This is a genomic window from Rhodoligotrophos appendicifer (genome assembly GCF_007474605.1).
GTDB lineage: Bacteria > Pseudomonadota > Alphaproteobacteria > Rhizobiales > Im1 > Rhodoligotrophos > Rhodoligotrophos appendicifer.
In genome coordinates, this window is the sequence record NZ_VHKL01000003.1 from 382,010 (window position 1) to 404,548 (window position 22,539).

Below are 22,539 nucleotides of genomic sequence, written 5' to 3' on the forward strand. Positions count from 1 at the left end.
GACACGTGGCCCTGCCGGCATGATTTGAGGACTTAATTCCGTGTCGAAGCCCCGTTCGGACAATCCGGTCTATCGGTTCTTCTACGCCGCGGAGACCTGGGTAGGCTCCGCGCTCTATGCGTTTGGCGACTGGACCGGGCGCATCTGGGACAATTATGCAGCGCGTTTGGCCCCCCTGAAGGTTTCCGGCCCTCTGCGCGGCTTCCTCGAGATCGGCTCGGACGGGATTTCGCTCGGCCTCATCGCGGCTCTGGGTATTTTGTATTATGCCCTGCCCCCCTTCAGCGGCACGGGTGATATCTGGAATCGCGGCCGCGAATATGCCGTCACCTTCACCAGCGCCTCGGGCGAGTTGATCGGACGCCGCGGCATCCGCCAGGACGACAACATCGCCCTGGATGAGATTCCCCCTCAGGTGATCAAGGCGGTGCTGGCGACGGAAGATGCGCGTTTCTTCACCCATCTCGGCGTGGACGTCTTCGGCACCCTGCGCGCCCTGGTCAGCAATCTGCGCGCGAACAACGTCGTGCAGGGTGGCTCGACCCTGACCCAGCAGCTCGCCAAGAACCTGTTCCTGAGCCCGGAACGGACCTTTCGCCGCAAGATCAACGAAGCCTTCCTCGCTTTGTGGATCGAGGCCCGGCTGACCAAGCCGGAGATCCTCAAGCTCTATCTCGACCGCTCCTATCTCGGCGGCGGTGCCTATGGCGTGGAGGCCGCGGCGCAATTCTATTTCGGCAAGTCGATCCGCGACGTGAACCTGCCCGAGGCCGCCATGCTGGCCGGCCTGTTCAAGGCGCCCTCCACCTATGCCCCTCACGTCCATCCCGAGGCGGCGCGCACCCGCGCCAATGTGGTGCTGGCTCGCATGTTGGATGCCGGCTTCATCAGCCAGGGAGAGCTGTTTGCCGCCCGCCGCGTGCCGGCGGAGAGCACCATGGTCAAGGATTTCTTCGCCCCCGACTACTTCCTTGACTATGCCTATGCGGAAGTTCTCCAGATCCTCAAGAAATACGGCCTCTCGAAGGATTACGTGATCGACGTGAAGACCACCGTCGACACGGCGCTCCAGAAATATGCGCAGACCACCATGAACGGCTTCCTTGAGAAGGAGGGCCCTGAGGTCCATGCGACCGAGGGAGCTCTCGTCTCCATGAAGCCCGATGGCGCCATCAAGGCGATCGTCGGCGGTCACGATTATGAGCAGAGCCAGTTCAACCGCGCCACCGACGCCCTGCGCCAACCCGGATCGTCCTGGAAGCCCATGGTCTATCTGGCTGCCCTGAAGGCGGGGTTCCGGCCCGATTCCATCGTGGTCGACCAGCCCGTCTATATCGGCAACTGGGCGCCGAAGAACTATACCCGCAAATTCGCTGGCCGGACCACGCTGGCCTATGCCTTGCGTCAGTCCTTGAACACGATCCCCATCCAGCTTGCCATGAAGATCGGCCGCCAGTCGATCATCGACACCGCCAAGCTTGCCGGCATCCGCACGCAGATCCTGTCGGTGCCCTCGATGCCGCTGGGCACGAATGAGGTGACGGTCCTCGACCTCACCACCGCTTATGCGACCTTTGCCAATGGCGGCAAGGCGGTGAGCCCCTACGCCGTCCTCGAGATCCGGCGGCCCAATGGCGATCTGCTGTTTGACCGCGCGAAGAACGTGCCGCCGGCGCCGCAGATCTTCGACCCGATCAACGTCGCCGACCTCAACTACATGCTGAACCAGGTGATCACCCAGGGCACCGGTCGGCGCGCGCAGCTCGGCTTCACGCCCCAGGCCGGCAAGACGGGCACCACCCAGGATTATCGCGATGCCTGGTTCATGGGCTTCACCGCCCAATACGTCACCGGCGTCTGGTTCGGCAATGACGACTACTCGCCCATGAAGAAGATCACCGGGGGCAGCCTGCCCGCCATGGCCTGGAAGCAATACATGGAGAAGGCGCTCGAGACGCAGGTCGCCGAGCCGCTGCCCGGCGTGCCCCTCGACAACAGCTATGCCGCTTTCGTGGCGCGCCGCGAGAGTGAGGGCCAGAAACTGCCGGCGGCCTTGGCCGACGACAGTGGCCGGCCGCGCAGCACCACTCGGGCGGCGCCGAAGGTTGCCACCGTCGCCCCGCCGCCGCCTCAGGTTCGCGTCCAGCAGCAGCAGGCGGCACCCGTCGCCAACGTCTTCCAGCGCATGTTCGGCAATCTGTTCGGCAACCGCAATGCGCAGCCGGCGCCGGTGCCCCAGCAGCGCGGCGGATCGAACTTCCAGAGTAGATACGGCACCAATTGATGCCATGAGCCGGATGTCCGCGACCGCGAGAATTCTGCTCAACACCGCAGCCTTTCTGTTGGTGGGCTTGGGCCTTGGCTATTTCACGGTCGACATGGCCGTCACCCGCGGTTTCTCCCCCATCGTCCGCAGCAATGGCCCCTGGTCCGTCTGGACCGCGGCCTCCAGCATCGATGCCGACCCCTATACGCGCGCGCATTTCGCCTCGTTCGGCAAGCTCGGCATGAACGAGTTCGAAGCGATGGATTTCCGGGCTGAAGAGGATAGCGCCGGCAGTGCGCTGAGCCAGTCCTGCACCTATGTCCTGACCGGTGCGCCCCTGGCCGGGCGCTGGTGGAACATCGTGGTCTACCAGATCGACCGCAGCCTGATCCCGAACAAGGCGGATCGGCACAGCTTCAACTCCGAGAACGTCATCCGGGAGCCGAATGGCAGCGTCCGCATCGCTCTGTCGCCGCAGCCTCAATCTGGAAACTGGCTTCCTTTGGGCACCGGCGGCGGTTTCCGGCTGGTTTTGTCGATCATCGACCCGCCCCAGAACTACCGCGCCAATCCCTCGACCATTCCTTTGCCGCGCATCGAACGGAAGTCCTGCTGATGGGCCGCTTCGCTTTCTGGTGCATTGCCGTCCTGCTGCTGGCCGCCACGACCCATCTGGCAGTCGTCTTGTTCACGCCCGGCATCAGCATGGAAAGCATCATCGGCCGCGTCTTCACGACCGCACCGCTGAACAGCATGGTCGTGCTCGAGGCGGATGCGACCCCCACCATCCTGCGGGAAGCCAATCCCGACCTCGTCTATGCCGTCTGCCCTTACGACATCTCCGTCCAGCCTTTGTCCATCTCGACGAAGATCCCGGAATTCTACTGGTCGATCAGCATCTACAGCGATCGCGGCGACAATGTTTACACCCTGAATGACCAGCAGGCCGGTGTGAGCGCGCTCGATTTTCGGCTGGAGCTGGAGCCCCCGACCCTCGACCTGACCCAGCTCGTGGCGAGTGACGAAGAGGAGGAGGCGACGAAGGAGGCAGCCGTCGCGGCGGCCGACAACATCGTTCACCTGGAGACGCCCACCGAACGGGGCGTTGTGCTCTTGCGCGCCTTTCTGCCGGATCCCGCCTACCGTTCCCGGGTGACGGCAGCACTTCAGGCCTCGAGCTGTGCGCCTGCGGCGGCTGAAACTCCCGCCCCGGCCCCTGCGGCCCCGTCTTCAGCCCCGGCCGCCCCGTCTGCGGACGCACCGGCAGCCGCACCGAAGGCCGCTCGCGCCTCGCCTCAGCAATAGAGGGTCGCTAGGCCCGTCCGTCCCCTTCCTGGGGTCGGTCGGCCCGCGTCGACCGCGCCACGGCCGTCATCTCGGCCGCCTCCTCGCGTTCGATCCGGACGCCGGGAAAGATTGTAATCCTGCACGGCTCGACCGGGACGCGCTTGGCCCCGAGCCGTGCCCTGATCATCGGCAACACAAGCACGTTGGACATGAGTCTGGGTCCCCCCGTGAGCAAGCGATGGATGAAGCCAAATGGCATCGTCGCTTCATTAGAGGACCCGTAGAGTTAACAAACACCTAAGCTTGTCCGGGTGTTATCCGTCCCGGAACGAGGTCACGCCGGTCACCTTCCCCAGTTCCCGCAAAGTGGCCCCATCGATTTGGCCCGTCGCCGGCAGATCTCTATCCTTCTGAAACTGCGAGATGGCCTGGCGGGTCTGCGCTCCCGCGATCCCGTCGGCAGGACCGGGCGAATAGCCGAGCTCGGCCAATCCCTGCTGGATCAGCTTCGTCTTCTCCCGCTCGCCCTCATCGCCCGCCACGGGAGCCAATGCCGCCGGGGGCGCCGCGGCCGCCGTCGACGGTGCCGCAGTTGTCGCTCCCTCGGCGCCGAACTGGCTCGCCTTCAGGAATTGGGCATCCGCAACCACATCCTCCAGCAATCCCGCCGTGGCCTGGCCCGTCACCGGCAGCCCGCGCTTGCTCTGATAGGCTCTGATCGCGGCTTGTGTCGCCGCGCCGTCCGTGCCGTCCACGGGCCCCGTATAATAGCCGAGCAGGCTCAGCTCGCTCTGGATCGACCCGATCAGCGACGCGGTCGCGGGCTTGGCCGGAGTCTCTCCCATCGGCGTCTTGGAGACCGCCGACGAGGGCAATGCGGCCGGCTTGGCAGCGGGAAGGGCTTGGGCTTTGGGCCGGGCTGACGGCTGGACGCCGGCCACATTGTTGGGCGCGAGCAACTGCTTCCCGGCCTGGGCGAACAGCGCATTATAGGAGATGGCCCCTGCAAACAGGCAGACCAGCCCCAGGCAGACCGCACCGCGCAGGGAGAGGACCGGGCTTGTGTCCTCAAGCACGTCCTTCACGAGGATCTCCGCCATGAGACCCTCCCTGTCTGGGCGGTGTCGATCGGTTGAACGCAAGCTCTCATGAATATTCGACGCAACAACGGGATCGCGGAGGTCACGATCCACTTTTACAATTGCATCCTCGCCTTAATGAACCTTGAACCTTAACGCGAGAATCAAGGCTTTCCTGACGAACCAAAGGCCGTTGCCGGCATTTTACCGAGAATTGTAGCAATCGGCTTCACGAGCGAGAAACGCTCTCAGCCGTAAGAATTGCATCAAAGGCGACAGAAGACCGTCTCACAGGTGACCGTCATGTTTTTAGTACGCATAGCCATAGTGCTGTTTATCGTCGTCCTGCTCTTGCCCATCGGCAATGACGAATCGCGGGATTCGGCCACTGCGGAGTCCGCCGAGGTCTCGACCGGACAATTCGTCGATGCCGCCGTCTCCGCAGCCTATGACGTGACCGGCATTTGCGGGCGCCAGCCCGTGGTCTGTCAGATCGGCGGGGAGATCTGGACGACCTTCCAGCGCAAGGCCAGCCACCTCGGCGCCATGGTCTATGACTGGGCCAATGGTGAAAAGCCGGCGACGCCGCTGCTGCGCCGCGACGACAGCATCCGCATGCAGAATGCGGCGGATGGCGTCCATTCCGATGCGGGTCCGCGCGGTGATCGGATGACCGATCCCTTCAACACCCTCACCGATCGCGATCTGGTGCCGGCCTGGAAGGCGCCCAAGGCCTCTCCGACCTGAGCCCCAGGGATCCCCGACCTGAGCCCGGCGCCATCCTCAGCGCCGGATCAGCCGCGTCGAGCTGAACGGCAATTGGCGAATGCGAATGCCGGTGCCGGCAAAGATCGCATTGGCGACCGCCGGCGCGATCGGCGGCACCCCGGCCTCGCCCACGCCCGTGGGCGCAGCCTCCGAGTCCACGAGATGCACCTCCACCTCCGGCATCTCGCTCATCTTGAGCGGCTGGTAATCATGGAAGTTGCTTTGCAGGACGCGGCCATGGACGAAGGTCACCCGCTCGCGCAGCGCCGCCCCGAGACCGAAGCCGAGCCCGCCCTCGATCTGACTGCGTACCAGCTGCGGGTTGATGACGATCCCGCAATCCACCGCGCACCAGACTTTGCGCACAGTGAATCGCGTTTCGCTGGGAAAGACGATCTCCGCGATCATCGCCACATAGGTGCCGCGCGTCCGGTGCAGCGCCACGCCGCGAAAGGCTGAGCCCTGCTGGCTCCCATGCCAGCCGGCGGCTTCCACCACCCGGTCGAGGACCCCTTCATAGCGCGGATCGCTCCCCATCATGCGGCGGCGGTAGGACACCGGATCGATATCCGCCGTATAGGCGAGATCATCGATGAAGGTCTCCACCACATAGGCCATGTCCGCATGGGCCGATGAGCGCCAGAGTCCCACCGGCACTTTCGACTGCGGCTGCTGCAGCTCGATTCGGACGTCGCTGAGGTCGTAGGGCAGCTCGGTGAAGGCGGGCTCGCCTTGGGCCTCTGTCGTCTGCTCGTCCCTGTTTCGGTTGGGCGGCATGTCCGCCACGCCCTGGCGGACGATGCGCTGTTGCCAGGACAGGAGGTCACCATTGCGGTCCAGGGCCGCCGTCACCCGGTGCAGCGAGGCCGGTCGATAGTAACCGCCTTTGATGTCGTCTTCCCGGGTCCACAAGAGCTTGACCGGCCGCTCCGTCCCCATCGCCTTGACGATCTGGGCCGTCTCAATGGCCGCATGGCTGTCGAAGGCCGCCCGGCGACCGAAGGATCCGCCGCATAGACCGTGATGACCTCGACCTCATGCGAAGCGATCCCGAGCTCGAAGGCGACATTGGCCTGGTCGATGCCTGGCACATGCGACGCGACCCAGAGCCGCGCCCGGCCGCCGGCCTGCTCCAGGACCAGGTCCAGGGTCTCCATGGGCGTATGCGCCAGATAGGGAAAGTGGAAATCGGCCTGGATGACCGTGGCCGCCCCCTTGGCCGCAGCATCGATGTCGCCGTCCTCGCGGATGACCACTCCCGGTTTCCCGGCGAGATCGGCATGGTGGGCCATGATCTCCGAGCTGCTCCGGATCTCGGCATCGGTATCGTTCCAGGTGATCTTGAGCAGCCGTTTCGCCTTGATGGCCGCCCAGCTCGTCTCCGCGACCACGGCGATGCCGCGCGAGATGGGCACGATGGCGACCACCCCGGGCACTGCGCGTGCAGCGCCCTCGTCGACCTGCATCGCGCGCCCGCCGAAGCGCTCGGGCCGTGCGACGACGGCCACGAGCATGGCCTCGCGCTTGATATCGGCGGCGTAGACCGCCGAGCCATTGCATTTGGCAGGCGTATCCAGACGCTTGAAGGAGCGCCCGACAAAGACGAATTCGTCCCGTCGCTTCAAATCCACGGCAATCGGCATCTCCAGGGCGGCAGCCCGTGCCGCCATGGCGCCGAAGCTGGCGCGATGGCCGCGCACGGAGATCAGCTGGCCCGCGGCGACCTTCACATGGCCGCGGGCGATCCCCCAATATTTCGCAGCAGCACCCACCATCATGGCCCGCGCGATCGCCCCCGCATGGCGATATTGCAGGAAGGCGTTCGCCATGGAGGTCGAGGCCAGGGTAGCCTGCAGTCCATGGGCGAGGAGGTTGTGGAAGCGGCTCGCATCCGTCGGTGCGAAGCGGGTGCGGATCTGCGCTCTGGCGGCGTCCATCTCGTCGGCCACCAGCATGGCGAGCCCCGTCTCGATCCCCTGCCCCATCTCCAGATGCTTGACGATGATGGTGACGATGTCGTCGGGGGTGATGATGACGAACGGGTTCGGCTGGAAGGTCACGAGGCCCCCCTCCGCATGGACCGGCAGCATGCGGCCGATCGCCAGGCCCCCGGCAGCACCCAGCCAGATCTTGATGAATCCGCGCCGGCTCGGCAGGAACGGGCTGTTCCGGGGCGCCGCCATGACTTATCCGCCGATGCTGTCGGAGGCTTGCCTGATCGCGCGGCGGATTCCCGAATAGGCGGCGCATCGGCACAGATTGCCGTCCATCTGTGCATCGATCTGCGCATCCGTGGGGCGGGGCAGCTCAGACAGCAAGGCGATGGCGGAGATGATCTGTCCGCTCATGCAGTAGCCGCATTCGGAAACGTCGTTTTGCCGCCATGCCGCCAGCACGCAATCCGCCACGGGACCGCGAACGCCTTCGATGGTGACGACCGAGGTCTTCGCCGCCTTGGCCGCCGAGACCAGGCAGGCGCGTTTGGCGCGGCCGTTGATGAGCACCATGCAGCTTCCGCAATGGCCCGCCCCGCAGCCGTATTTCGTGCCGGTCAAGCCCAGCTGGTCGCGTAGGATCCACAGCAGCGGAGTATCCGCCTCCGTCTCGACTTCGGCAGCGATCCCGTTGATCCGCAGTGACAGTCGCATGAAACACCCTGAGCCAAGCGAGGACCCGGGGCACTATCCGATTGAATAAATTGACGGCCGCAGGCGCGGCCGTCACGAGCTGTCCCGGCTCATTCAATCAATAGTATATGTTGTTTGAACTTACAACCTTTACGGATCGAGCTGGTCGGTTTGCTCGATTTCGATGCCGAAGCCGGTCAGGCCCACATAATGGCGCGTCGACGTCGCCAGCAGGGTGATGGACGAAACGCCGAGATCCCGGAGGATCTGCGCCCCCAGTCCGATGTCGCGCCAGGTTTCCGCTCGCGCCCGGTCGCTGCGGGTGGCGTCCTCGCTCTCCTCACTGTCCTTGCTGTAATCTGCGGCGGGAACGCCGGCTGCACCTTCGCGCAGATAGACCAGAACCCCGCGGCCCTCGGCTTCGAATCGCTTATAGACGGCGGTGAGGACCTCCCGCTGGCCGAAGATGTCGTCCAGCACGTCCTCGCGATGCAACCGGGTGGGCACGCATTTCTTGCCGCTCACATCGCCGAAGATGATGGCCAGATGCTGCACCGTATCGAAGGGGGTGGCATAGGCGATCGCCCGCGCCGGCCCGATCGGGGTCGTGACGGTGAGGTCGGCGGTGCGTTCAACCAGTTTCTCACGCGACTGCCGGTACGCGATCAGATCATTGACGGAAATGATCTTGAAGCCATGGTCCCGGGCGAATTTCAGAACCTCGGGGCCGCGCTTCACCGAGCCGTCATCATTGACGAGTTCCGCGATCACCCCGACGGGGGCGAAGCCGGCCAGCCGTGCCAGGTCCACCGCCGCCTCCGTGTGGCCGGAGCGCATGAGCACCCCCCCGCTCTTGGCGATCAGCGGGAAGACGTGGCCCGGCCGGACGAAATCATCGGCCCCGGCATTGCCGTTCGCCAGCGCCCGCACGGTGTTGCACCGCTCTTCCGAGGAGATGCCGGTGGTCAGGCCGTGGCGATAGTCGATCGACACCGTGAAGGCGGTGCCCATCGGGGCATCGTTGAGCGACACCATCGGGTCGAGGCGCAGCCGCTTGGCCTCCTCCGCCGTCAGCGGGGTGCAGACGATGCCGCTGGTATGGCGGATCATGAACGCAATCTGTTCCGGTGTCGCTTTTGCGGCCGCCATGATGAGGTCGCCCTCATTCTCGCGGTCGGCATCGTCCACGACGACGACCATTTCACCGGCCTTCACCGCTGCGACCGCTTGGTCGACCGGATCAAGGATCATCTCATCAGTCATCGGTTCACTTCCGTGCGGTCAAAAGAAGAGCGGGGCCCCGGGGCCCCGCTCATTAACGCGCCACGCGCATTGCGGCAAGGTCAGGCGACCTTTCCGTAGAGTTCCTCAACATATTCCCAATTGATCAGGTTCTCGACGAAGGCCTTGAGATAGTCCGGGCGCCGGTTGCGATAGTCGATGTAGTAGGAATGCTCCCAGACGTCCACGCCCAGCAGCGGCGTTCCGCCATGCACCAGCGGGTTCTCGCCATTCGGCGTCTTGGTGATCTCCAGCTTGCCGTCCTTGCTGACGGTGAGCCAGGCCCAGCCTGAGCCGAACTGGCCGACGCCGGCCTGGACGAAGCTCTCCTTGAACTTGTCGAAGCCGCCGAGGTCGGAATCGATCTTGGCTGCGAGCTTGCCCGGCACCTTGGTGCCGCCGCCATTCGGCCTCATCCACTTCCAGAAATGGATATGGTTGAAATGCTGGCCGGCATTGTTGAACAGCGCCTGATTCTTCCCGTAGGAACCCTTCACCACCTCTTCGAGCGATTTGCCCTCGAGGCCGGAGCCTTCCAGCAGCTTGTTGCCGTTGTCGACATAGGCCTTGTGGTGCTTGTCGTGGTGAAACTCCAGCGTCTCGGCCGACATATAGGGCGCAAGCGCATCATAGGCGTAAGGCAAGGGGGGAAGTTCGAAAGCCATGAATGCCTCCTAAGGCGTGATCATTGTTGGCGGGACGGCGCCGCAGCGCGGCCCGCGTGAAGACGGGCGCAGACACTAACGCATAACATCCCCAAAGGGAAACATCCCTGTGACGCAAATCTGCCCTCGCTGCGCCTCCCTCGGTGTGGATACGCGGGGATGTGTGTCGACTTTTCCGTCTCATGTCTTAGGTTGGTCTGGGGCGGGGCGGTTGGCGATCGAGTGGCGTTTTCATGCGAAATTTTGTTCTTTCCATCGGTTTTCTCTGCGCGATGTCGTCCGTTGTCGCCGCCGACCTGCAGCGCGATGAGATCCTGCGCCGGACCAGTGACGCCTTCGACATCACGGTCGTTCTTCCCCGCACCGCCTCTCTGGCGCCGCAGCTGCAACAGGCCTTGGATCGCGAGGCGAAGGACATCGCCCAGACATTTTCTGAGCAGGCCGAGAAGGACCATCGCGAGCTCTCCGGCCAGTCCGCCATGAACTTGGCACCCTACATCCTGCGAATCGATTATCAGCCCGCCTTCGTCTCCCGTGATGCCATCAGCCTGTTGAAGGTCATGGAGACCTATACCGGTGGCGCTCACGGCAATGTCATCTATCGCGGGATGAACTACGATCTTCGCCGCAAAGCCGAGATTTCGGCATCCGAGCTTTTTGGCATCGGCAGCTCCGCAGACACCGGCGCCGCCCTCAAGGACTTGACCGATCGCGTCCGGGCGGGGGTGAAGGCGCAGAAGCAGGCCAAGCTCGGCAAGGATTACGATCCGCGCCACGATGATTTCTGGCTCGACAGCTTCGTCCTGCCGCTGGAGACCATGACCTTCGTGCCCTCCAGCCAGCCGGGCAAGATCGGCGGCCTGGCCTTTCATCTCGGCCCCTATGTGGTGGGCCCCTTCTCCGAGGGCGCCTATCACGTGGTGGTGCCCGCTCGCGACCTGGCGCCGTTGCTCACCCCCGCCTGGCGCAAGCGCTTCGGCGGCAATCCGGTCATGCCCTTCAGGGTCGAGGACCCCGCCGGCGGCATGGGCCACTTCGCCCTTCTCGACACCCCGGAGCCGGGCGCCAGCACCCGCTCCCCGCTGCAGCTGACAGGCGAGCTTCCCGATTACTTCTACCGCAATGGCAAAGTGGCCCTTGCCGTTCTCGGCGATGATGGTCGCGTCATCGCCAAGGGCGACGTCTCCGTTGACCGTCGCCGACGGCCCAGCGGCACGGCCTATGGCATGCTTCCCTTTCGCGGCAGCATCGCCCTGCCCGCCGGTGCCACGGGCAAGGTGACGGTCAGGCTCGGCACCCTGCCCAAGACCGCAATCTCCTTCCCGCTCATCGTCACCGGCTCCTGACGCTGGCCGCCGACGGCGCATCCTGGCGGATCCCTGAGGGGAACTCCGCCCGCGTGCCGGCGTTAGCTCAGCACCTGAACAGCATTTAAGGAGGCCCCATGGCGGCCACACAGAAGGAGGACCGTCGCGTCCTCGACGCCGCGGAGCTCGAACTCGTCGAGCAGACGCGCCGCACCGATATCGGCAATCTGGGGGATGACGACCTCGCCGGTCTGATCACGCAGCTTCGCGGCCGCCGCGACTGGGCGCGCTCGGTGTCGAGCCAGCGCCGGATCGAGTTCCGCACCAAGGGCCGCGGCAGCCAGGACAGTCACGGCGACGAGGAGAGCCGCCGCAAGCTATCGGCCTTCAGCCGGGCCCTCAGCCGCGCCAATCGCGAACGCAGCCGCCGCTCGGAACGCGCCGCCAAGCAGTCTGCGCCCGCCGCAGCCTCGACGGCAGCAGAGGCCAAGCCGCGTCCGGCCAAACGCACCCGGTCGGCCCCACGCGCCGCCGAAGCGGCCACCTGACGCCCGCGGTCAGTCGACCAGTCCCGCAAACTGCACCGCCCTTTGCAGGTCCTCGGGCCGGTTGACGTTGAAGAAGGGGTCGATCGGTGTCGTCTCCCAGTCTGCGACGACGTAATCGAAGCTCTGAAGCCAGTCCTGCACCCTGCGCAGACCCCGCTGCAGGACCGCTTCCCGCAAGTTCTCGCGCAGTGAGACATCCCACAGGCCGACGGTCGGATGCAGTCGCGCACCCGATCGTGCGATCGCCATGGGCGCTCCGGCGCTCTGCATTTGCTCGGCGAGCCTCGACACCAGATCCCGGGGAAGGAACGGGCAGTCCCCGGAAACACTGGCCACCTGAGGCATCTCCGGGTGATGCGCCGCTGCCCAGTCGAGCCCGGCCAGCAGCCCCGCCAGCGGTCCGGCAAATCCCGGCACGCTGTCGGCAGCGATCGGCAGCGCGAACGCGGAGAACCGCGCGGGGTCACCATTGGCATTCACAACGACCCCGGCACATTGCGGCGCGAGCCGCGCGATCACCCGTTCGAGCAGGCTCCGTCCGCCGATCGCGAGGAGCCCTTTGTCACCGCCGCCCATTCGCTGCGAGCGTCCCCCCGCCAGCACCACGCCGATCGTGTCTGCGCGCCCACCTGTCTTCATCGCCCGCCTGGCTTGACCCTGTCGCCGAAACTGTCCAGATACCATTTTTCGCGCGGGGTGGCATGCGGCTCATCGGATTGGCAGGCTGGAGTGGCGCCGGCAAGACGACCCTCATCGCCCGCATCATCCCGCATTTCCGCGCCCGGGGCCTGCGCATCTCCACCCTGAAGCATGCCCATCACGAGTTCGATCTCGACATCCCCGGCAAGGACAGCTGGCGCCATCGCCAAGCCGGTGCGACGGAGGTCATCATCTCCTCCGCCCGTCGCTGGGCTCAGATCCACGAGCTGCGCGATGCGCCCGAGCCCGCCCTGCCGGAACTTCTCGCACGCCTGTCGCCGGTGGATCTGGTGATCGTGGAGGGCTTCAAGTTTTCCGCCCACGCCAAGGTCGAGGTTCATCGGACTGCGAATGGTCGACCCTTCCTTTACCCCGACGATCCCCATATTCTGGGGCTGGTGACGGATGTCGTTCCCCAGGACGCGCCCCCCTGCGCCGCTCTCGATGATGTGGATGCGATCGCCGATCTCCTGCTCAAATCCGCTCAGCCTCTCGCCGCCTTGAAATCATGACCGAGTCAAAGCTCGACCTCATCGGCCTGAAATGCCCTCTCCCGGTCCTCAAGACCCGCAAGGCGCTCCGGGCCCTGCCCTCGGGATCGCGTCTTGAGGTCACCTGCACGGATCCTCTTGCCTCGATCGACATCCCCAATTTCGTCCGGGAAAGCGGCGATCATCTCCTCTCTTCCGAGAGGAACGGGGATCTTTGGGTCTTTCTCATCGAGCGGGGATGATGAACATGAGCGGAACGAACCCGGAAAGCCGCCGTTATTCACTCGCCCCCCGCGAACTCATGACTGGAGCGCGTCCATGAAGTCCCGGATCCTAACCTCCCTCTTTGCAGTCTTCATTCTCGCCACACCCGCCTCTGCCGATATGGACGACAAGGAGTTTGTTGCCCGCGCCATCGAGATCAATCTGGCGGAAATCTCCCTCGGCAAGCTGTCCCTGGAGAAATCCAAGGACGAGAAGGTGCGCGCCTATGGCGAAATGATGATCTCGGCGCACAGCGCGGCCAACAAGCAGGCCGAGAACTTCGCCAAGGTCCTCAGCCTGACGCCGCCCACGCAGCCCGCGGAGAAGGATCAGACGACCGCCGAGGCGCTCGCCGCCCTCACCGGCCATGAGTTCGACGCGAAGTTCCTTGAAGTGATGATTAAGGGCCACGAGGAGGCCATCGCACTTTATGCGGACCAGGCAGATGGCGGTGACGAGATCGCCAAATTCGCCAAGGACACGCTGCCCGAGCTTGAGGACCATCTGAAGCAGGCGCAGGCCATTCGCGGCTGACGCCGTCGAGTGAATTCAGTGGAGCGTCCGGACCGCTTCCGCCGCGGCCTCTCCATGCGCGAGCTCCTCGATGCCCCGCACATTGTCGCGCCCTGACGACTTGGCCGCATAGAGACAGCTGTCCGCGGCCATGTAGAGCTGCGGAAGATTCGGATTGCCGCTCCCCTGGGCGACGCCGATGCTGATGGTCACCGGCTGCCCCTCATAGCGCACCCGGGCAGCGATCGCGTGGCGGATCTTTTCCGCCACCTGCATGGCCTGGGCATAGGGCCTCGTGGTGAGGACCGCAAACTCGTCGCCGCCGACCCGGAACAGCTGCTCCGTGCGATCCGTCTCCTCGCGCATCACCTCCGCCACCAGCATCAAGACCTTGTCTCCCACGGCATGTCCGTACTGGTCGTTGATGCGCTTGAAATGGTCGATATCGATGATGAGCAGGCAGAGATGGGAGCGCCGCTTTTGCGCCGTAGCGGTGGCCTCGCGGCCCAGTTCCTCGAAGCGTCCCCTGTGCAGCAGCCCCGTGAGGCCGTCGACGGCCGATTTCAGCACCAGGGATTCATATCGCTCCCGGTAGGTCAGCATTTGAAACAGATCGTTGAGCGGCGGCTCTGCGGTCAGGGCCATGCGTTCGAAGCGATGGAGATAGGCGACGAGCAGGATGCTGAAGACCACGCTGGCGCCCATCTTCGCGACCCACCCTCCGAGGAAGACCTCGACGGGCGCTCCATACAGATAATGCAGCGCCAGATAGAATCCGGCTTGGTCGAAGGTCAGGACCAGGCTGGAGGCGATCATCACCCGCGGCAGCAGATGCTGGCCCAGCCATTGTCCGAGTTTTTCATAGAGCATGATGATGGCGATCGCGTCGATGAACAGGAGCATGGTGCCCCACACCATCAACAATCCGACCTCGTCGATGAACGCCATGTCCGGCAGGCGTCCGTCATTGACCGCGACCACCTCGTGCTGCCGGAGGATCATCACCAGCGCGACCAGCAGGAAATTGCCGACCAGAAGGCCATAGATCGGCTGGCGCACCGTGACGGCATCCTCCCTGATATAGAGCAGGAGCAGCATCACCAGCTTGCCCGAGAACAGGATGGTCGATCCCGGCGAGATCACTCCGAAGGGCAGCGCGATGTAGAAGACGCTGGCCAGATAATTCTCCAGGAAGTGCATCACCCCGAGCGCACAGACGAAGAGCCCGATGCCGGTGCGTCGCCGCAGGCGGAACAGGGCTGCCATGACCGCGAAATAAAGCAGCGCCTGCGCCAGCAGCAGGAAGCAATTCATCAACGTCAGTGACGAACTCATCTCCGAGGTCAGCCCCTTTCTCGAATGTCTTGATGATTCAGCCAGGCCGGGTGTGCACCGCGGCCGTCAAAGATGCTGCTTATAATCGAAGTCGCCGTCGCTCAGCAGCCAGAATTCGGAAATTTTGCCGTCCCTCAGGTGATAGAAATAGATCACCTCCGTCGAAAACCGCGTTTTCGTGGCCGAGAGCAGGCATTCGAAGACGAAGCGGATGGCGAACTTGTCCGCTTCCGCCACGATGTCGCGGATGTCGTAGCTGGATTCCAGGAAGTTCGGCACGTCCCATTGCAGCCGATTGCCTACATCCTCGAAGCTCAGGGTCTGCTGCCGATGATGGCCGATCATGTCGCGATGGTAGAACCGGTCCATCGCGGTGTGGTCGTAAGGGATCCACACCTCGCGCATCAATCGTTCGGCGAACTCCCGCGTCTGTTCCGCACCCATCCTAACCCCTCTCCCACAAACGGATCACAGGGACGGACCCTCGCCGTCCCTCACCATCTTCCCGGCCACAAGACAGCACAAGGCCGATGCCGGCCCGGGATCGTCTGACAGGCCTCCGCCCAGCCCGCTCGCTCCTGCCCCCGAGCGGGTTGATGGTCAGGCGCGGCTGATCTCCTCGAGATACCAGTTGATGTAGCGCAGCTCGTTCTGCTCCATGGGTGCGATCGGCCCGGGCGTGAAGTAATGCGAGCGCACGCCCCGGGCGGTGTGTTCGATGATCTTCTTGTCTTCCTCCGTCGTCACCTTCCACAGCCAGGTGAGCTTGTCGAGGTCGTAGTCCTCGCCCTCGACCGCATCGCCGCGCACGAGCCAGATCAGCTCCATTTCGCAGCTGTCCGTCGTCTTCGGGATGAAGCGATAGATCATGCCGTGATCGGGGTAGCAGACGAGGAAGCTCGTGCCGCCGAGATGAACGGAGGTGACCCCGCCGTCGAATTGCGTGAAGCGCCCCATCAGCGGCGCGACCGGTGAGCCGTCCTGGCTGCCGCTGGAGACGCCGTCATAGAGCGCATAGCGGAAGGTGTGGATGGCCTCGTGGCCGCCCACCGAATTGCGCCAATTGTCGCCGCTGATGATCTCGATCCCGAGGGCGCAGGTGCGCTGCTCCATCGCCTCGTTCAGCTTGGCGATCATCTCCAGCGGCTGCTCCAGGGCATGGGTCAGGGAATATTCCGGATGCGCCGGTCCGCAATGATAGCATTCGACGTAATTTTCGACCGCCAGCTTCCAATTGGCGTCGATCTTGTAGCTTTCCCGATGCGCCACCCGCGCCTCGCCCCAGCCATACTGGCCGCAGCTGGCCCGCAGGGCCTGGGCGATGGGTTCGAAATCGAGCGGCGTCTCGGCGAAGGACAGGAAGATGAGGCCTTCCGCCACCCGCACAGTCAGCATCTTCAGGCCATGCGCCGAGCGGTCGAAATCCTTCGGCATCAGCCGGGCGGCTTTCAGGCTGCCGTCATTGCCGTAGGTCCAGGCGTGATAGGGGCAGACGAAGGACCGCGCATTGCCTTTGGGCTTCGTGCAGACCTCGGCGCCGCGATGCCGGCAGACATTCAGCATCGCGCGGATGACGCCGTCCTGGCCGCGGCTCAGGATGATCGCTTCGTTCTCGATGTGGAACAGCTCGAAATCGCCGGGCTTGGGGATGATGGCCTCATGCCCGAGACAGTGCCAGTGCCGGCGGAACACCCGCTCCATGTCCCGCTCGAAGATCGCCGGATCCATGTAGAAGGCGCGTGCCAGCCCATGGCCGGGCCGATGGGCGCCGACCAAGAGATCGATGCCGTCGCCGGTCTCTGTCGTCTGGGGAAAGGCAACCACACTCATTGGGTCACTCCAGGCTTGCTCTGGTATGGAATAGAAGAACCCGAGCAGAATGTGCAAGGCGCGAAATCGCGCGGATGGCATCACGCTGCATCGACGGTCACGCTGCAATCTAGCGCGAAATCACCGGCACTTCCATCTCGCCTGGGCCCGGGTCCTTGCGACACGATCGCAAGGCCGATGCGGCCCTCTCTCCGCCCCTTTTTCTGCATGTGTGGCAAATGCCACCGCCGAGCCTCCTGGAACGTCCGACCGTGACCACCGGCACCTGTCACTTCGGAGGTCACCAATGTCGGGCATCAGCGGGTTTCTCGGCTACGGGCCGGCCCAGATCGTTGCGGCCTATCTCATCATCCTCATCGTCCCCGGTCCGATCATGATTGCCATCGGCTGCCTGGCCTCCCTCCACGGCTTCAGGGCCGCCCTGCCCTTCATCATCGGCATCAGCCTGGGGACCGTGAGCTTGGCGGTCTCTGTCGCTCTGTTCACCACCCACGCAGCCGCATGGGTGCCGGCCTATATGTTGTACTTCCTCGCCACCGCGGCCCTGCTGTGGACCGCCGTCCGGCTGCTGCGCTCCGCAGCGCCGGGGGATCTCGCCGAGTGCAGCGAGGGCTCGCCCCGGGCTCTCTTATCCGCCGGAATGGTGATCTCCATCTCCGATCCCCTGACCATCGCCTTCATGTCGGCGGCCTTTGTCGGCCCCTATGCAGGCCACGGCACCGACGGGACCAGCATCCTGGTCTTCGCCCTGCTGTTCGGCATTCCCGAAATCCTCTGGCATGTCACCGCGGCCCTGGGGCTCTCGCGGCCCTCCATCCGCCGGGTGGCGGTGCGGGCCCACGCTGCCCTGAAAGCCACGGCCGCCGGCATCCTCAGCCTCGCTGCCGTCTCCTGCGCCGCCCGCGGCCTGGGCTGGGCCTGACCATCATCATGTGGGTGCAACGGAACGACTCCACCACATCCTGCGTTGTCGCGGCATGATCAATGACCGAGATTGAGCATGAACCCGGAAAAGCCGATCCTCATCGTCGAGGACGAGATCTTCGTCGCCTTGGACATCGAGCGGATTCTCTGCGAACAGGGCTACAGCGTGGCAGCCATTGCCGCAGACCGCAATGAGGCCTTGGCCGCGGTGGATCATGCCGAGCTCGCCTTCGTTGACATCAATCTCCGCGACGGGATGACCGGGCCCGAGATCGCCGCCGATCTGGCGCGCAAGGGCGTCAAGGTCATCTATGTGACCGCCAATCCGGCCCAGATCGACCCACCCGCCGAGACGGCCATCGGCTTCATTCGCAAGCCCTTCTCGGACCAGAGCATTCTCGCCGCCGCGGCCCTCGGCTATGGCCGCATCGACCACGCCCGCGCGGCGGAAGCCGACGTCACGGTCTTCGGCCCCTAGGTCGCGTCGCCGATCACCCGGCGGCCGCGATCCGCAGCGATGTCTTGGGGATGGCAAGCGTCGCCTCCAGGCCGCTGGGCAGCCAGCTCCGCTCCAGTGACCCTCCAAGCTGGCTCTTCCCGCTGAGCTCCAGCAAACGGCTGCCGAAGCCGCGATAGTCGGGTGACACGGCAAGCTCCGGTCCCCCCAATTCGCGCCAGGTCAGGCGGACCGTGTCATCGTCATCCTCGACAGCGATCTCGATCGTCCCCTCGAGGCGGGACAATGCGCCATATTTGGCGGCATTGGTCGCCAATTCGTGGAAGAACAGGGCAAACGGCGTCGCCGACCGGTCGTCGATCTCGGGATCATAGCCGCGGATGGTGATCCTGGCCTTCTCTGTGTCCTGATAGGGCTGCAGGATCTGCTCCAGCAGCCGGTGCAGGCTGGTCTGCTGCGCCGCGGGCCGTGAGGCCGCGCTGTGTGGCCGCACGAAATCATGGGCGCGGCTGAGCGCCATGATCCGCAGCCTCAGATCATCCGCCACCGGTTTGATCGGCGGATGGGCCTGGGCTGTGAACGTGATGAGGCCGCTGATCACCGAGAAGATATTCTTGATCCTGTGGCTGAGCTCCTGGGAGATGATCTCCCTTTGCTCGAGCAGCAGCCGGTGCTCGTGGATGTCGGTGCAGGTCCCGAACCAGCGCGTGATGTCCCCGGTCGCATCCCGCATCGGCAGGGCCCGCCCCAGCACCCAGCGATAGACGCCGGAATGGTGGCGCAGGCGGTACTCGATCTCATAGGGCTCGCCCGTTTCCAGGGAACGCTTCCAGATGGTCCAGGCCCGGTCCTGGTCGTCGGCATGGAACATGCCGTTCCACCCTTCGCCATCGGTCGTCCCCTCCACCATGCCGGTGAACGCATACCAGCGGGCATTGTAGTAATCGTGATAGCCGTCCGGGAGCGTCGACCACACCATCTGCGGCATGGTGTCGGCAAGGATGCGAAACCGCTGCTCGCTCTCCGACAGGGCAAGCGCCACGTTCCGCTGCGCGCTGGTATGGCGCTTGGCCGTCCGCCGCGCATGCAGGCGCAGCATGACGTTCTCCGCCAGCAGGGTGAGCCCCTGGCGCTGCAGGGCGGTCAGTCCCTCCCGGGGCGATGTGTCGATGACGCAGAGCGATCCGAGCGGGATCCCCTCCTCCGAGACCAGAGGCACGCCGGCATAGAAGCGGATATGCGGGGCGCCGGTCACCAGGATGTTGTCGGTAAACCGCTCATCCCGCCGCGCATCGGGAATGACCATGATCTCCGGGCCGCTCATGGCGTGCACGCAGAAGGACACTTCCCGCGAGGTCTCCCGCGCCTCCAGCCCCAGCTTCCCCGGAAACACCTGCTGGTGCTCCTTGACCAGGGACACGAGCGAGATCGGCGTTCCGCACAGGGCTGCGGCATGGGCGGCGATGTCGTCGAGGCCGTCGTCCTCCGTCAAGCCCTCGACATCGTGTTCCGCAAGCGTGGCAAGACGATCCCGCTCGCAGACCCCGACAACCGCTCTCACCATGCATGGAAACTCACTGTTGCACGCAACGTCTGGGCGTTGAGCCCTATCGCGTGTTCGCCCGTACAGCAACAAACGTAGAACATGGGAATTCGCTCCCTCCGCCCCCACCGCCGACGGTGATTTCCTTGTGACCGCCGCGATCGCCGCGATCGGCTGCGTGCAATGACGAGGACGTGAAATCGACAATCCCACCGCCCTTTGGCATGGTGCGGGGCACGACTAAGTCGTCTGGGCTGCACCCTTGCCCGGTGCAGCGAGAAGGAAAACTGCCCATGATCCGTCGCGATCTCCTGTCGCTGGCCTTCGCTCTCTTGGCCGCGTTCTTGCCGGCGCCCGGCTTTGCGGCGGGACCCGATGACGCCGCCTGGCAGGCGTTGTCCGCTGATGGCATCGTCCTCTTTCGCCACGCCACCGCCCCCGGCATCGGCGATCCCCCGGGCATGTCCCTCGAGGACTGTTCGACCCAGCGCAATCTGAGCGAGGCGGGACGCGCCCAGGCCCGGCAGATCGGGGCGCGGTTTCGAGACCGCGGCGTCGCACCCGGCGCAGTCCTCACCTCCCGATGGTGCCGGGCCAGGGAGACGGCCGACCTCGCTTTCCCGGGACGGGCCAAGGTTGAGCCTGCCTTCGACTCCTTCTTTGGCAACCAGCAGTCCCGCGAGGCCCAGACCCGGGCGGCGCGCGCGCTGCTCTTGGCCTGGCGCGGCCCGGGCGTCTTGTTCGTCAGCACCCATCAGGTGAACATCACCGCCTTGACGGGTCGCGTCCCGTCCTCCGGCGAGGGGATCGTGCTCAAGCCCGAGGGCGACGAGCTCGTGATCCTCGGCAGCCTCAAGCCCTAGACCGGCTGCACGCCTGAGGCGCCTGTCCGGCACCGGCTCATGTCGGGACGGGTCGCGACGGCAGGAGAATGCTGAATGCGGCCAGGGTGATCAGGAACAGGCCCGCATAATCCATCGGCGTGGGGCGCTCGCCCAGGATCAGCATGGCGCTGGCGACGCCGATCGCCGGCACCAGCAGCGTTCCGAGGCTGGCCAGCCCGAGCGGCAGGCGCGGCAGGATCGTGAACCACAGCACATAGGCGAGGATGAGCGCCACCACGACGTGATAGGCCAGCGCCAGGAGGGTGCTCTCGGCAAGCGGGTGATAGACGGGAACGCCTTCGAACAGCAGCATGCCTCCAATGGCGAAGGCGGCGCCGGTGAGCAGCTGCCAGGTGGCGATGGTGAGCGGCGCCGCGGCGACGGCCCACTTCTTCGTCACGACGCTGCCCAGGGCCCAGGAGATGCCGGCACACAGCGCAAACAGGAGCCCGATGCTGAAGCCGCCCGAGGCGACGAGCGGCGAGGACAGTGCCGCCAGCCCCGCCACACCCAGCCCGACCCCGACCAGCCGCTGCCAGCTCAGGGGCTCGGCAAGAAAGATCCGGGCGAAGATGACCGCCCAGACCGGCATGGTGAAGGTGACGATCACGGCCCGCGACGTCGGCGCCAAGAGCTGGGCATAGGCGAGGAACAGGTTGAAGCCGGCGATGGTCAGCAGGCCCGCAAGCAGGAGCGGCGCGATCTCGCGGCGCGAGACGGAGAGCCTGTCGCCGCGGATGAGCGCCGTCACCGCCAGGGCGAGCCCCGCCAGGGTCAGGGCGATGGCGCGGAAGGTCCAGGGCGAGATCTCGTTGAGCACGATCTTCACCGCCGGCCAATTCAGCCCCCAGAAGACGGCCAGGATCAGCACGCCGGCCAGATGCAGGGGCCGGGCGGAAGGTGTGGACAGTTTCATGGTTGGAAGCGGGCTCCGATTTCGGCGGCTGCTTCCAGCATCGCCTTGAGGTGACGCGGCTCGCCATTCTCGATCGGCAGCCGCGGTGACAGCGTCGTGATGCTGATGCTGGCGATGAAGCGGCCACTCCGATCGAAGACCGGAACGCCGAGTCCGGCGAGACCCACGATATAATCGTCGACGGCGAGTTCCCAGCCGCGGTCGCGGATCACGCGGGCGTCGGCCTCCAGAATGGCCGGGTCGGTTCGGGAGAAGATCGTGTGCTTGGGCAAGACGCCGCGCAGGACCCTGCCCCGCTCCTCCTCGCTGAGATAGGCGAGGATGACCCGCGGGCCCCCCGCGCAGTTCGGCGCAATCAGGGTGCCGATCGCCGACCATTGGGCCTCGATCTGCAGGTCGCGTGCTTTGACCCGGTCGAGGCAGAGCGCCTGCCCGCCGAAGCAGGACCACAAGAAGGCGTTCGCGCCGGTGAGTTCGGTGAGTCGGGCGAGTACCGGCTCGGCGACGTCGCGCAGCTCGCGGCCGTAATCCACCGCCGGGACCAGCGTCAGCAGCGCCGGGGCCAGCGCATAAGTCTGCGTGATCTCATCATAATGGACGAACTGCAGGACGCAGAGCGTATGCAGCAGCCGGCGCGCCGTGCTCTTGTCGAGCTGCGTCTGGCGGGACAGGTCTGCGAGGGAAAGATGGGTCTGGCCGGGCGTAAAGGCCCGCAGGAGCCGGGCGGCGCGCTCCACTGAGCGGACGAGCGGCACGCCGGGCGGAGACGTCGTCCCCCTCTCGGACCGCGTTCCCATGTCGGTTCTGAATCTGTCGAGTGCCTGTGTCATTGCGTGATACAGAGTGCCACGTCTT

At 64.9% G+C, this 22,539-nt stretch carries 26 protein-coding genes; 12 read left to right on the forward strand and 14 right to left on the reverse strand.

Annotated elements, in window-relative coordinates; genetic code table 11:
- Nucleotides 1–40 precede the first annotated feature (40 nt).
- From FKM97_RS08750 to FKM97_RS08760, 3 genes are read left to right on the forward strand one after another with little or no spacing between them, the layout of a single operon-like run.
- The gene (locus FKM97_RS08750) at nucleotides 41–2,284 is read left to right on the forward strand and encodes a transglycosylase domain-containing protein (protein WP_144292017.1); all 2,244 of its coding nucleotides are present in this window, start codon (nucleotides 41–43) and stop codon (nucleotides 2,282–2,284) included.
- Nucleotides 2,285–2,288: 4 nt separating this feature from the next.
- Nucleotides 2,289–2,882 carry a DUF1214 domain-containing protein gene (locus FKM97_RS08755; RefSeq protein WP_170240822.1) on the forward strand — a complete coding sequence of 198 codons (594 nt, stop codon included), beginning with the start codon at nucleotides 2,289–2,291 and terminating at the stop codon, nucleotides 2,880–2,882.
- The gene (locus FKM97_RS08760; RefSeq protein WP_144292019.1) at nucleotides 2,882–3,571 is read left to right on the forward strand and encodes a DUF1254 domain-containing protein; all 690 of its coding nucleotides are present in this window, start codon (nucleotides 2,882–2,884) and stop codon (nucleotides 3,569–3,571) included. Before FKM97_RS08755 ends, FKM97_RS08760 begins: the two co-directional genes overlap by 1 nt.
- 7 nt (nucleotides 3,572–3,578) lie before the next feature.
- Here the strand turns inward: FKM97_RS08760 and FKM97_RS08765 are convergent, their stop codons facing one another.
- Both FKM97_RS08765 and FKM97_RS08770 read right to left on the reverse strand, forming a co-directional pair.
- On the reverse strand, nucleotides 3,579–3,764 hold the full coding sequence (locus FKM97_RS08765) for a hypothetical protein (protein WP_144292020.1): 186 nt from the start codon (nucleotides 3,762–3,764) through the stop codon (nucleotides 3,579–3,581).
- A 103-nt stretch (nucleotides 3,765–3,867) separates the two neighbouring features.
- Nucleotides 3,868–4,653 (reverse strand): peptidoglycan-binding domain-containing protein, encoded by a 786-nt coding sequence (locus tag FKM97_RS08770; RefSeq protein ID WP_144292021.1) that lies wholly within the window; start codon nucleotides 4,651–4,653, stop codon nucleotides 3,868–3,870.
- 282 nt (nucleotides 4,654–4,935) lie between these two features.
- On the opposite strand from FKM97_RS08770, the gene FKM97_RS08775 reads away from it, so the two are divergent.
- Entirely contained in the window at nucleotides 4,936–5,379 is a 444-nt protein-coding gene (locus FKM97_RS08775; protein WP_144292022.1) for a DUF5330 domain-containing protein, read from the forward strand.
- Nucleotides 5,380–5,415: 36 nt separating this feature from the next.
- Here the strand turns inward: FKM97_RS08775 and FKM97_RS26890 are convergent, their stop codons facing one another.
- The 5 genes from FKM97_RS26890 to FKM97_RS08800 all read right to left on the reverse strand — a co-directional run bounded on the left by FKM97_RS26890 (nucleotide 5,416) and on the right by FKM97_RS08800 (nucleotide 9,973).
- Nucleotides 5,416–6,366 carry a molybdopterin cofactor-binding domain-containing protein gene (locus FKM97_RS26890; protein WP_281290087.1) on the reverse strand — a complete coding sequence of 317 codons (951 nt, stop codon included), beginning with the start codon at nucleotides 6,364–6,366 and terminating at the stop codon, nucleotides 5,416–5,418.
- The gene (locus tag FKM97_RS08785) at nucleotides 6,249–7,583 is read right to left on the reverse strand and encodes a molybdopterin cofactor-binding domain-containing protein (RefSeq protein ID WP_144292024.1); all 1,335 of its coding nucleotides are present in this window, start codon (nucleotides 7,581–7,583) and stop codon (nucleotides 6,249–6,251) included. Before FKM97_RS08785 ends, FKM97_RS26890 begins: the two co-directional genes overlap by 118 nt.
- Before the next feature lie 3 nt (nucleotides 7,584–7,586).
- Nucleotides 7,587–8,048 carry a (2Fe-2S)-binding protein gene (locus tag FKM97_RS08790; protein WP_144292025.1) on the reverse strand — a complete coding sequence of 154 codons (462 nt, stop codon included), beginning with the start codon at nucleotides 8,046–8,048 and terminating at the stop codon, nucleotides 7,587–7,589.
- Between the two features lie 129 nt (nucleotides 8,049–8,177).
- On the reverse strand, nucleotides 8,178–9,290 hold the full coding sequence (gene ribB, locus FKM97_RS08795; protein WP_144292026.1) for a 3,4-dihydroxy-2-butanone-4-phosphate synthase: 1,113 nt from the start codon (nucleotides 9,288–9,290) through the stop codon (nucleotides 8,178–8,180).
- A gap of 80 nt (nucleotides 9,291–9,370) precedes the next feature.
- Nucleotides 9,371–9,973, reverse strand: coding sequence for a superoxide dismutase (locus FKM97_RS08800; RefSeq protein ID WP_144292027.1), 603 nt, complete (start codon nucleotides 9,971–9,973; stop codon nucleotides 9,371–9,373).
- Between the two features lie 233 nt (nucleotides 9,974–10,206).
- Here FKM97_RS08800 and FKM97_RS08805 point away from each other — a divergent pair, with 233 nt between their 5' ends.
- Both FKM97_RS08805 and FKM97_RS08810 read left to right on the forward strand, forming a co-directional pair.
- A complete protein-coding gene (locus FKM97_RS08805; protein WP_144292028.1) occupies nucleotides 10,207–11,319 on the forward strand; it encodes a DUF3298 and DUF4163 domain-containing protein in 1,113 nt (370 codons plus the stop codon).
- 98 nt (nucleotides 11,320–11,417) lie between these two features.
- On the forward strand, nucleotides 11,418–11,828 hold the full coding sequence (locus tag FKM97_RS08810; RefSeq protein WP_144292029.1) for a hypothetical protein: 411 nt from the start codon (nucleotides 11,418–11,420) through the stop codon (nucleotides 11,826–11,828).
- A gap of 9 nt (nucleotides 11,829–11,837) precedes the next feature.
- On the opposite strand, the gene mobA is transcribed toward FKM97_RS08810, so the two are convergent.
- Nucleotides 11,838–12,467, reverse strand: a complete 630-nt coding sequence (gene mobA / locus FKM97_RS08815) for a molybdenum cofactor guanylyltransferase MobA (protein ID WP_144292030.1) — start codon at nucleotides 12,465–12,467, stop codon at nucleotides 11,838–11,840.
- Between the two features lie 62 nt (nucleotides 12,468–12,529).
- On the opposite strand from mobA, the gene mobB reads away from it, so the two are divergent.
- From mobB to FKM97_RS08830, 3 genes are all read left to right on the forward strand, one after another.
- A complete protein-coding gene (gene mobB / locus FKM97_RS08820; RefSeq protein ID WP_144292031.1) occupies nucleotides 12,530–13,039 on the forward strand; it encodes a molybdopterin-guanine dinucleotide biosynthesis protein B in 510 nt (169 codons plus the stop codon).
- A complete protein-coding gene (locus tag FKM97_RS08825) occupies nucleotides 13,036–13,260 on the forward strand; it encodes a sulfurtransferase TusA family protein (RefSeq protein ID WP_144292032.1) in 225 nt (74 codons plus the stop codon). Before mobB ends, FKM97_RS08825 begins: the two co-directional genes overlap by 4 nt.
- Before the next feature lie 76 nt (nucleotides 13,261–13,336).
- Nucleotides 13,337–13,816: a DUF4142 domain-containing protein gene (locus FKM97_RS08830; RefSeq protein ID WP_144292033.1), complete on the forward strand. Its 480-nt coding sequence runs from the start codon at nucleotides 13,337–13,339 to the stop codon at nucleotides 13,814–13,816.
- Between the two features lie 15 nt (nucleotides 13,817–13,831).
- Here FKM97_RS08830 and FKM97_RS08835 read toward each other — a convergent pair whose 3' ends face one another.
- The 3 genes from FKM97_RS08835 to FKM97_RS08845 form a co-directional block, all read right to left on the reverse strand.
- Nucleotides 13,832–15,130 carry a GGDEF domain-containing protein gene (locus FKM97_RS08835; RefSeq protein ID WP_144292034.1) on the reverse strand — a complete coding sequence of 433 codons (1,299 nt, stop codon included), beginning with the start codon at nucleotides 15,128–15,130 and terminating at the stop codon, nucleotides 13,832–13,834.
- A 66-nt stretch (nucleotides 15,131–15,196) separates the two neighbouring features.
- Nucleotides 15,197–15,574: an ester cyclase gene (locus FKM97_RS08840; protein WP_144292035.1), complete on the reverse strand. Its 378-nt coding sequence runs from the start codon at nucleotides 15,572–15,574 to the stop codon at nucleotides 15,197–15,199.
- Nucleotides 15,575–15,730: 156 nt separating this feature from the next.
- Nucleotides 15,731–16,960 (reverse strand): aromatic ring-hydroxylating oxygenase subunit alpha, encoded by a 1,230-nt coding sequence (locus FKM97_RS08845; RefSeq protein ID WP_144292036.1) that lies wholly within the window; start codon nucleotides 16,958–16,960, stop codon nucleotides 15,731–15,733.
- A gap of 286 nt (nucleotides 16,961–17,246) precedes the next feature.
- On the opposite strand from FKM97_RS08845, the gene FKM97_RS08850 reads away from it, so the two are divergent.
- Complete coding sequence (locus FKM97_RS08850) at nucleotides 17,247–17,882, forward strand: LysE family translocator (RefSeq protein ID WP_170240824.1); 636 nt, start codon at nucleotides 17,247–17,249, stop codon at nucleotides 17,880–17,882.
- A 78-nt stretch (nucleotides 17,883–17,960) separates the two neighbouring features.
- Nucleotides 17,961–18,362 (forward strand): response regulator, encoded by a 402-nt coding sequence (locus FKM97_RS08855; protein WP_144292038.1) that lies wholly within the window; start codon nucleotides 17,961–17,963, stop codon nucleotides 18,360–18,362.
- A 13-nt stretch (nucleotides 18,363–18,375) separates the two neighbouring features.
- Here the strand turns inward: FKM97_RS08855 and FKM97_RS08860 are convergent, their stop codons facing one another.
- The gene (locus tag FKM97_RS08860) at nucleotides 18,376–19,905 is read right to left on the reverse strand and encodes a PAS domain-containing protein (RefSeq protein ID WP_144292039.1); all 1,530 of its coding nucleotides are present in this window, start codon (nucleotides 19,903–19,905) and stop codon (nucleotides 18,376–18,378) included.
- A gap of 272 nt (nucleotides 19,906–20,177) precedes the next feature.
- Between FKM97_RS08860 and FKM97_RS08865 the strand changes: the two genes are divergently transcribed.
- Entirely contained in the window at nucleotides 20,178–20,747 is a 570-nt protein-coding gene (locus FKM97_RS08865) for a histidine phosphatase family protein (protein ID WP_144292040.1), read from the forward strand.
- 37 nt (nucleotides 20,748–20,784) lie between these two features.
- Here the strand turns inward: FKM97_RS08865 and FKM97_RS08870 are convergent, their stop codons facing one another.
- Together FKM97_RS08870 and FKM97_RS08875 are read right to left on the reverse strand one after the other, a co-directional pair.
- Nucleotides 20,785–21,684: a DMT family transporter gene (locus FKM97_RS08870; protein ID WP_144292041.1), complete on the reverse strand. Its 900-nt coding sequence runs from the start codon at nucleotides 21,682–21,684 to the stop codon at nucleotides 20,785–20,787.
- Entirely contained in the window at nucleotides 21,681–22,481 is an 801-nt protein-coding gene (locus FKM97_RS08875) for an IclR family transcriptional regulator (protein WP_170240825.1), read from the reverse strand. The genes FKM97_RS08870 and FKM97_RS08875 overlap by 4 nt, the downstream gene beginning before the upstream one ends.
- Nucleotides 22,482–22,539 lie beyond the last annotated feature (58 nt).

What these genes read in the sequence shown, in the direction of transcription:
- FKM97_RS08755 (WP_170240822.1), top strand. Translation starts at nt 2,289, where the DNA reads ATGAGCCGGATGTCCGCGACCGCGAGAATTCTGCTCAACACCGCAGCC.
- FKM97_RS08760 (WP_144292019.1), top strand. Translation starts at nt 2,882, where the DNA reads ATGGGCCGCTTCGCTTTCTGGTGCATTGCCGTCCTGCTGCTGGCCGCC.
- FKM97_RS08765 (WP_144292020.1), bottom strand. Translation starts at nt 3,764, where the DNA reads ATGTCCAACGTGCTTGTGTTGCCGATGATCAGGGCACGGCTCGGGGCC.
- FKM97_RS08770 (WP_144292021.1), bottom strand. Translation starts at nt 4,653, where the DNA reads ATGGCGGAGATCCTCGTGAAGGACGTGCTTGAGGACACAAGCCCGGTC.
- FKM97_RS08775 (WP_144292022.1), top strand. Translation starts at nt 4,936, where the DNA reads ATGTTTTTAGTACGCATAGCCATAGTGCTGTTTATCGTCGTCCTGCTC.
- FKM97_RS08785 (WP_144292024.1), bottom strand. Translation starts at nt 7,583, where the DNA reads ATGGCGGCGCCCCGGAACAGCCCGTTCCTGCCGAGCCGGCGCGGATTC.
- FKM97_RS08790 (WP_144292025.1), bottom strand. Translation starts at nt 8,048, where the DNA reads ATGCGACTGTCACTGCGGATCAACGGGATCGCTGCCGAAGTCGAGACG.
- ribB (WP_144292026.1), bottom strand. Translation starts at nt 9,290, where the DNA reads ATGACTGATGAGATGATCCTTGATCCGGTCGACCAAGCGGTCGCAGCG.
- FKM97_RS08800 (WP_144292027.1), bottom strand. Translation starts at nt 9,973, where the DNA reads ATGGCTTTCGAACTTCCCCCCTTGCCTTACGCCTATGATGCGCTTGCG.
- FKM97_RS08805 (WP_144292028.1), top strand. Translation starts at nt 10,207, where the DNA reads ATGCGAAATTTTGTTCTTTCCATCGGTTTTCTCTGCGCGATGTCGTCC.
- FKM97_RS08810 (WP_144292029.1), top strand. Translation starts at nt 11,418, where the DNA reads ATGGCGGCCACACAGAAGGAGGACCGTCGCGTCCTCGACGCCGCGGAG.
- mobA (WP_144292030.1), bottom strand. Translation starts at nt 12,467, where the DNA reads ATGAAGACAGGTGGGCGCGCAGACACGATCGGCGTGGTGCTGGCGGGG.
- mobB (WP_144292031.1), top strand. Translation starts at nt 12,530, where the DNA reads ATGCGGCTCATCGGATTGGCAGGCTGGAGTGGCGCCGGCAAGACGACC.
- FKM97_RS08825 (WP_144292032.1), top strand. Translation starts at nt 13,036, where the DNA reads ATGACCGAGTCAAAGCTCGACCTCATCGGCCTGAAATGCCCTCTCCCG.
- FKM97_RS08830 (WP_144292033.1), top strand. Translation starts at nt 13,337, where the DNA reads ATGAAGTCCCGGATCCTAACCTCCCTCTTTGCAGTCTTCATTCTCGCC.
- FKM97_RS08835 (WP_144292034.1), bottom strand. Translation starts at nt 15,130, where the DNA reads ATGAGTTCGTCACTGACGTTGATGAATTGCTTCCTGCTGCTGGCGCAG.
- FKM97_RS08840 (WP_144292035.1), bottom strand. Translation starts at nt 15,574, where the DNA reads ATGGGTGCGGAACAGACGCGGGAGTTCGCCGAACGATTGATGCGCGAG.
- FKM97_RS08845 (WP_144292036.1), bottom strand. Translation starts at nt 16,960, where the DNA reads ATGAGTGTGGTTGCCTTTCCCCAGACGACAGAGACCGGCGACGGCATC.
- FKM97_RS08850 (WP_170240824.1), top strand. Translation starts at nt 17,247, where the DNA reads ATGTCGGGCATCAGCGGGTTTCTCGGCTACGGGCCGGCCCAGATCGTT.
- FKM97_RS08855 (WP_144292038.1), top strand. Translation starts at nt 17,961, where the DNA reads ATGAACCCGGAAAAGCCGATCCTCATCGTCGAGGACGAGATCTTCGTC.
- FKM97_RS08860 (WP_144292039.1), bottom strand. Translation starts at nt 19,905, where the DNA reads ATGGTGAGAGCGGTTGTCGGGGTCTGCGAGCGGGATCGTCTTGCCACG.
- FKM97_RS08865 (WP_144292040.1), top strand. Translation starts at nt 20,178, where the DNA reads ATGATCCGTCGCGATCTCCTGTCGCTGGCCTTCGCTCTCTTGGCCGCG.
- FKM97_RS08870 (WP_144292041.1), bottom strand. Translation starts at nt 21,684, where the DNA reads ATGAAACTGTCCACACCTTCCGCCCGGCCCCTGCATCTGGCCGGCGTG.
- FKM97_RS08875 (WP_170240825.1), bottom strand. Translation starts at nt 22,481, where the DNA reads ATGGGAACGCGGTCCGAGAGGGGGACGACGTCTCCGCCCGGCGTGCCG.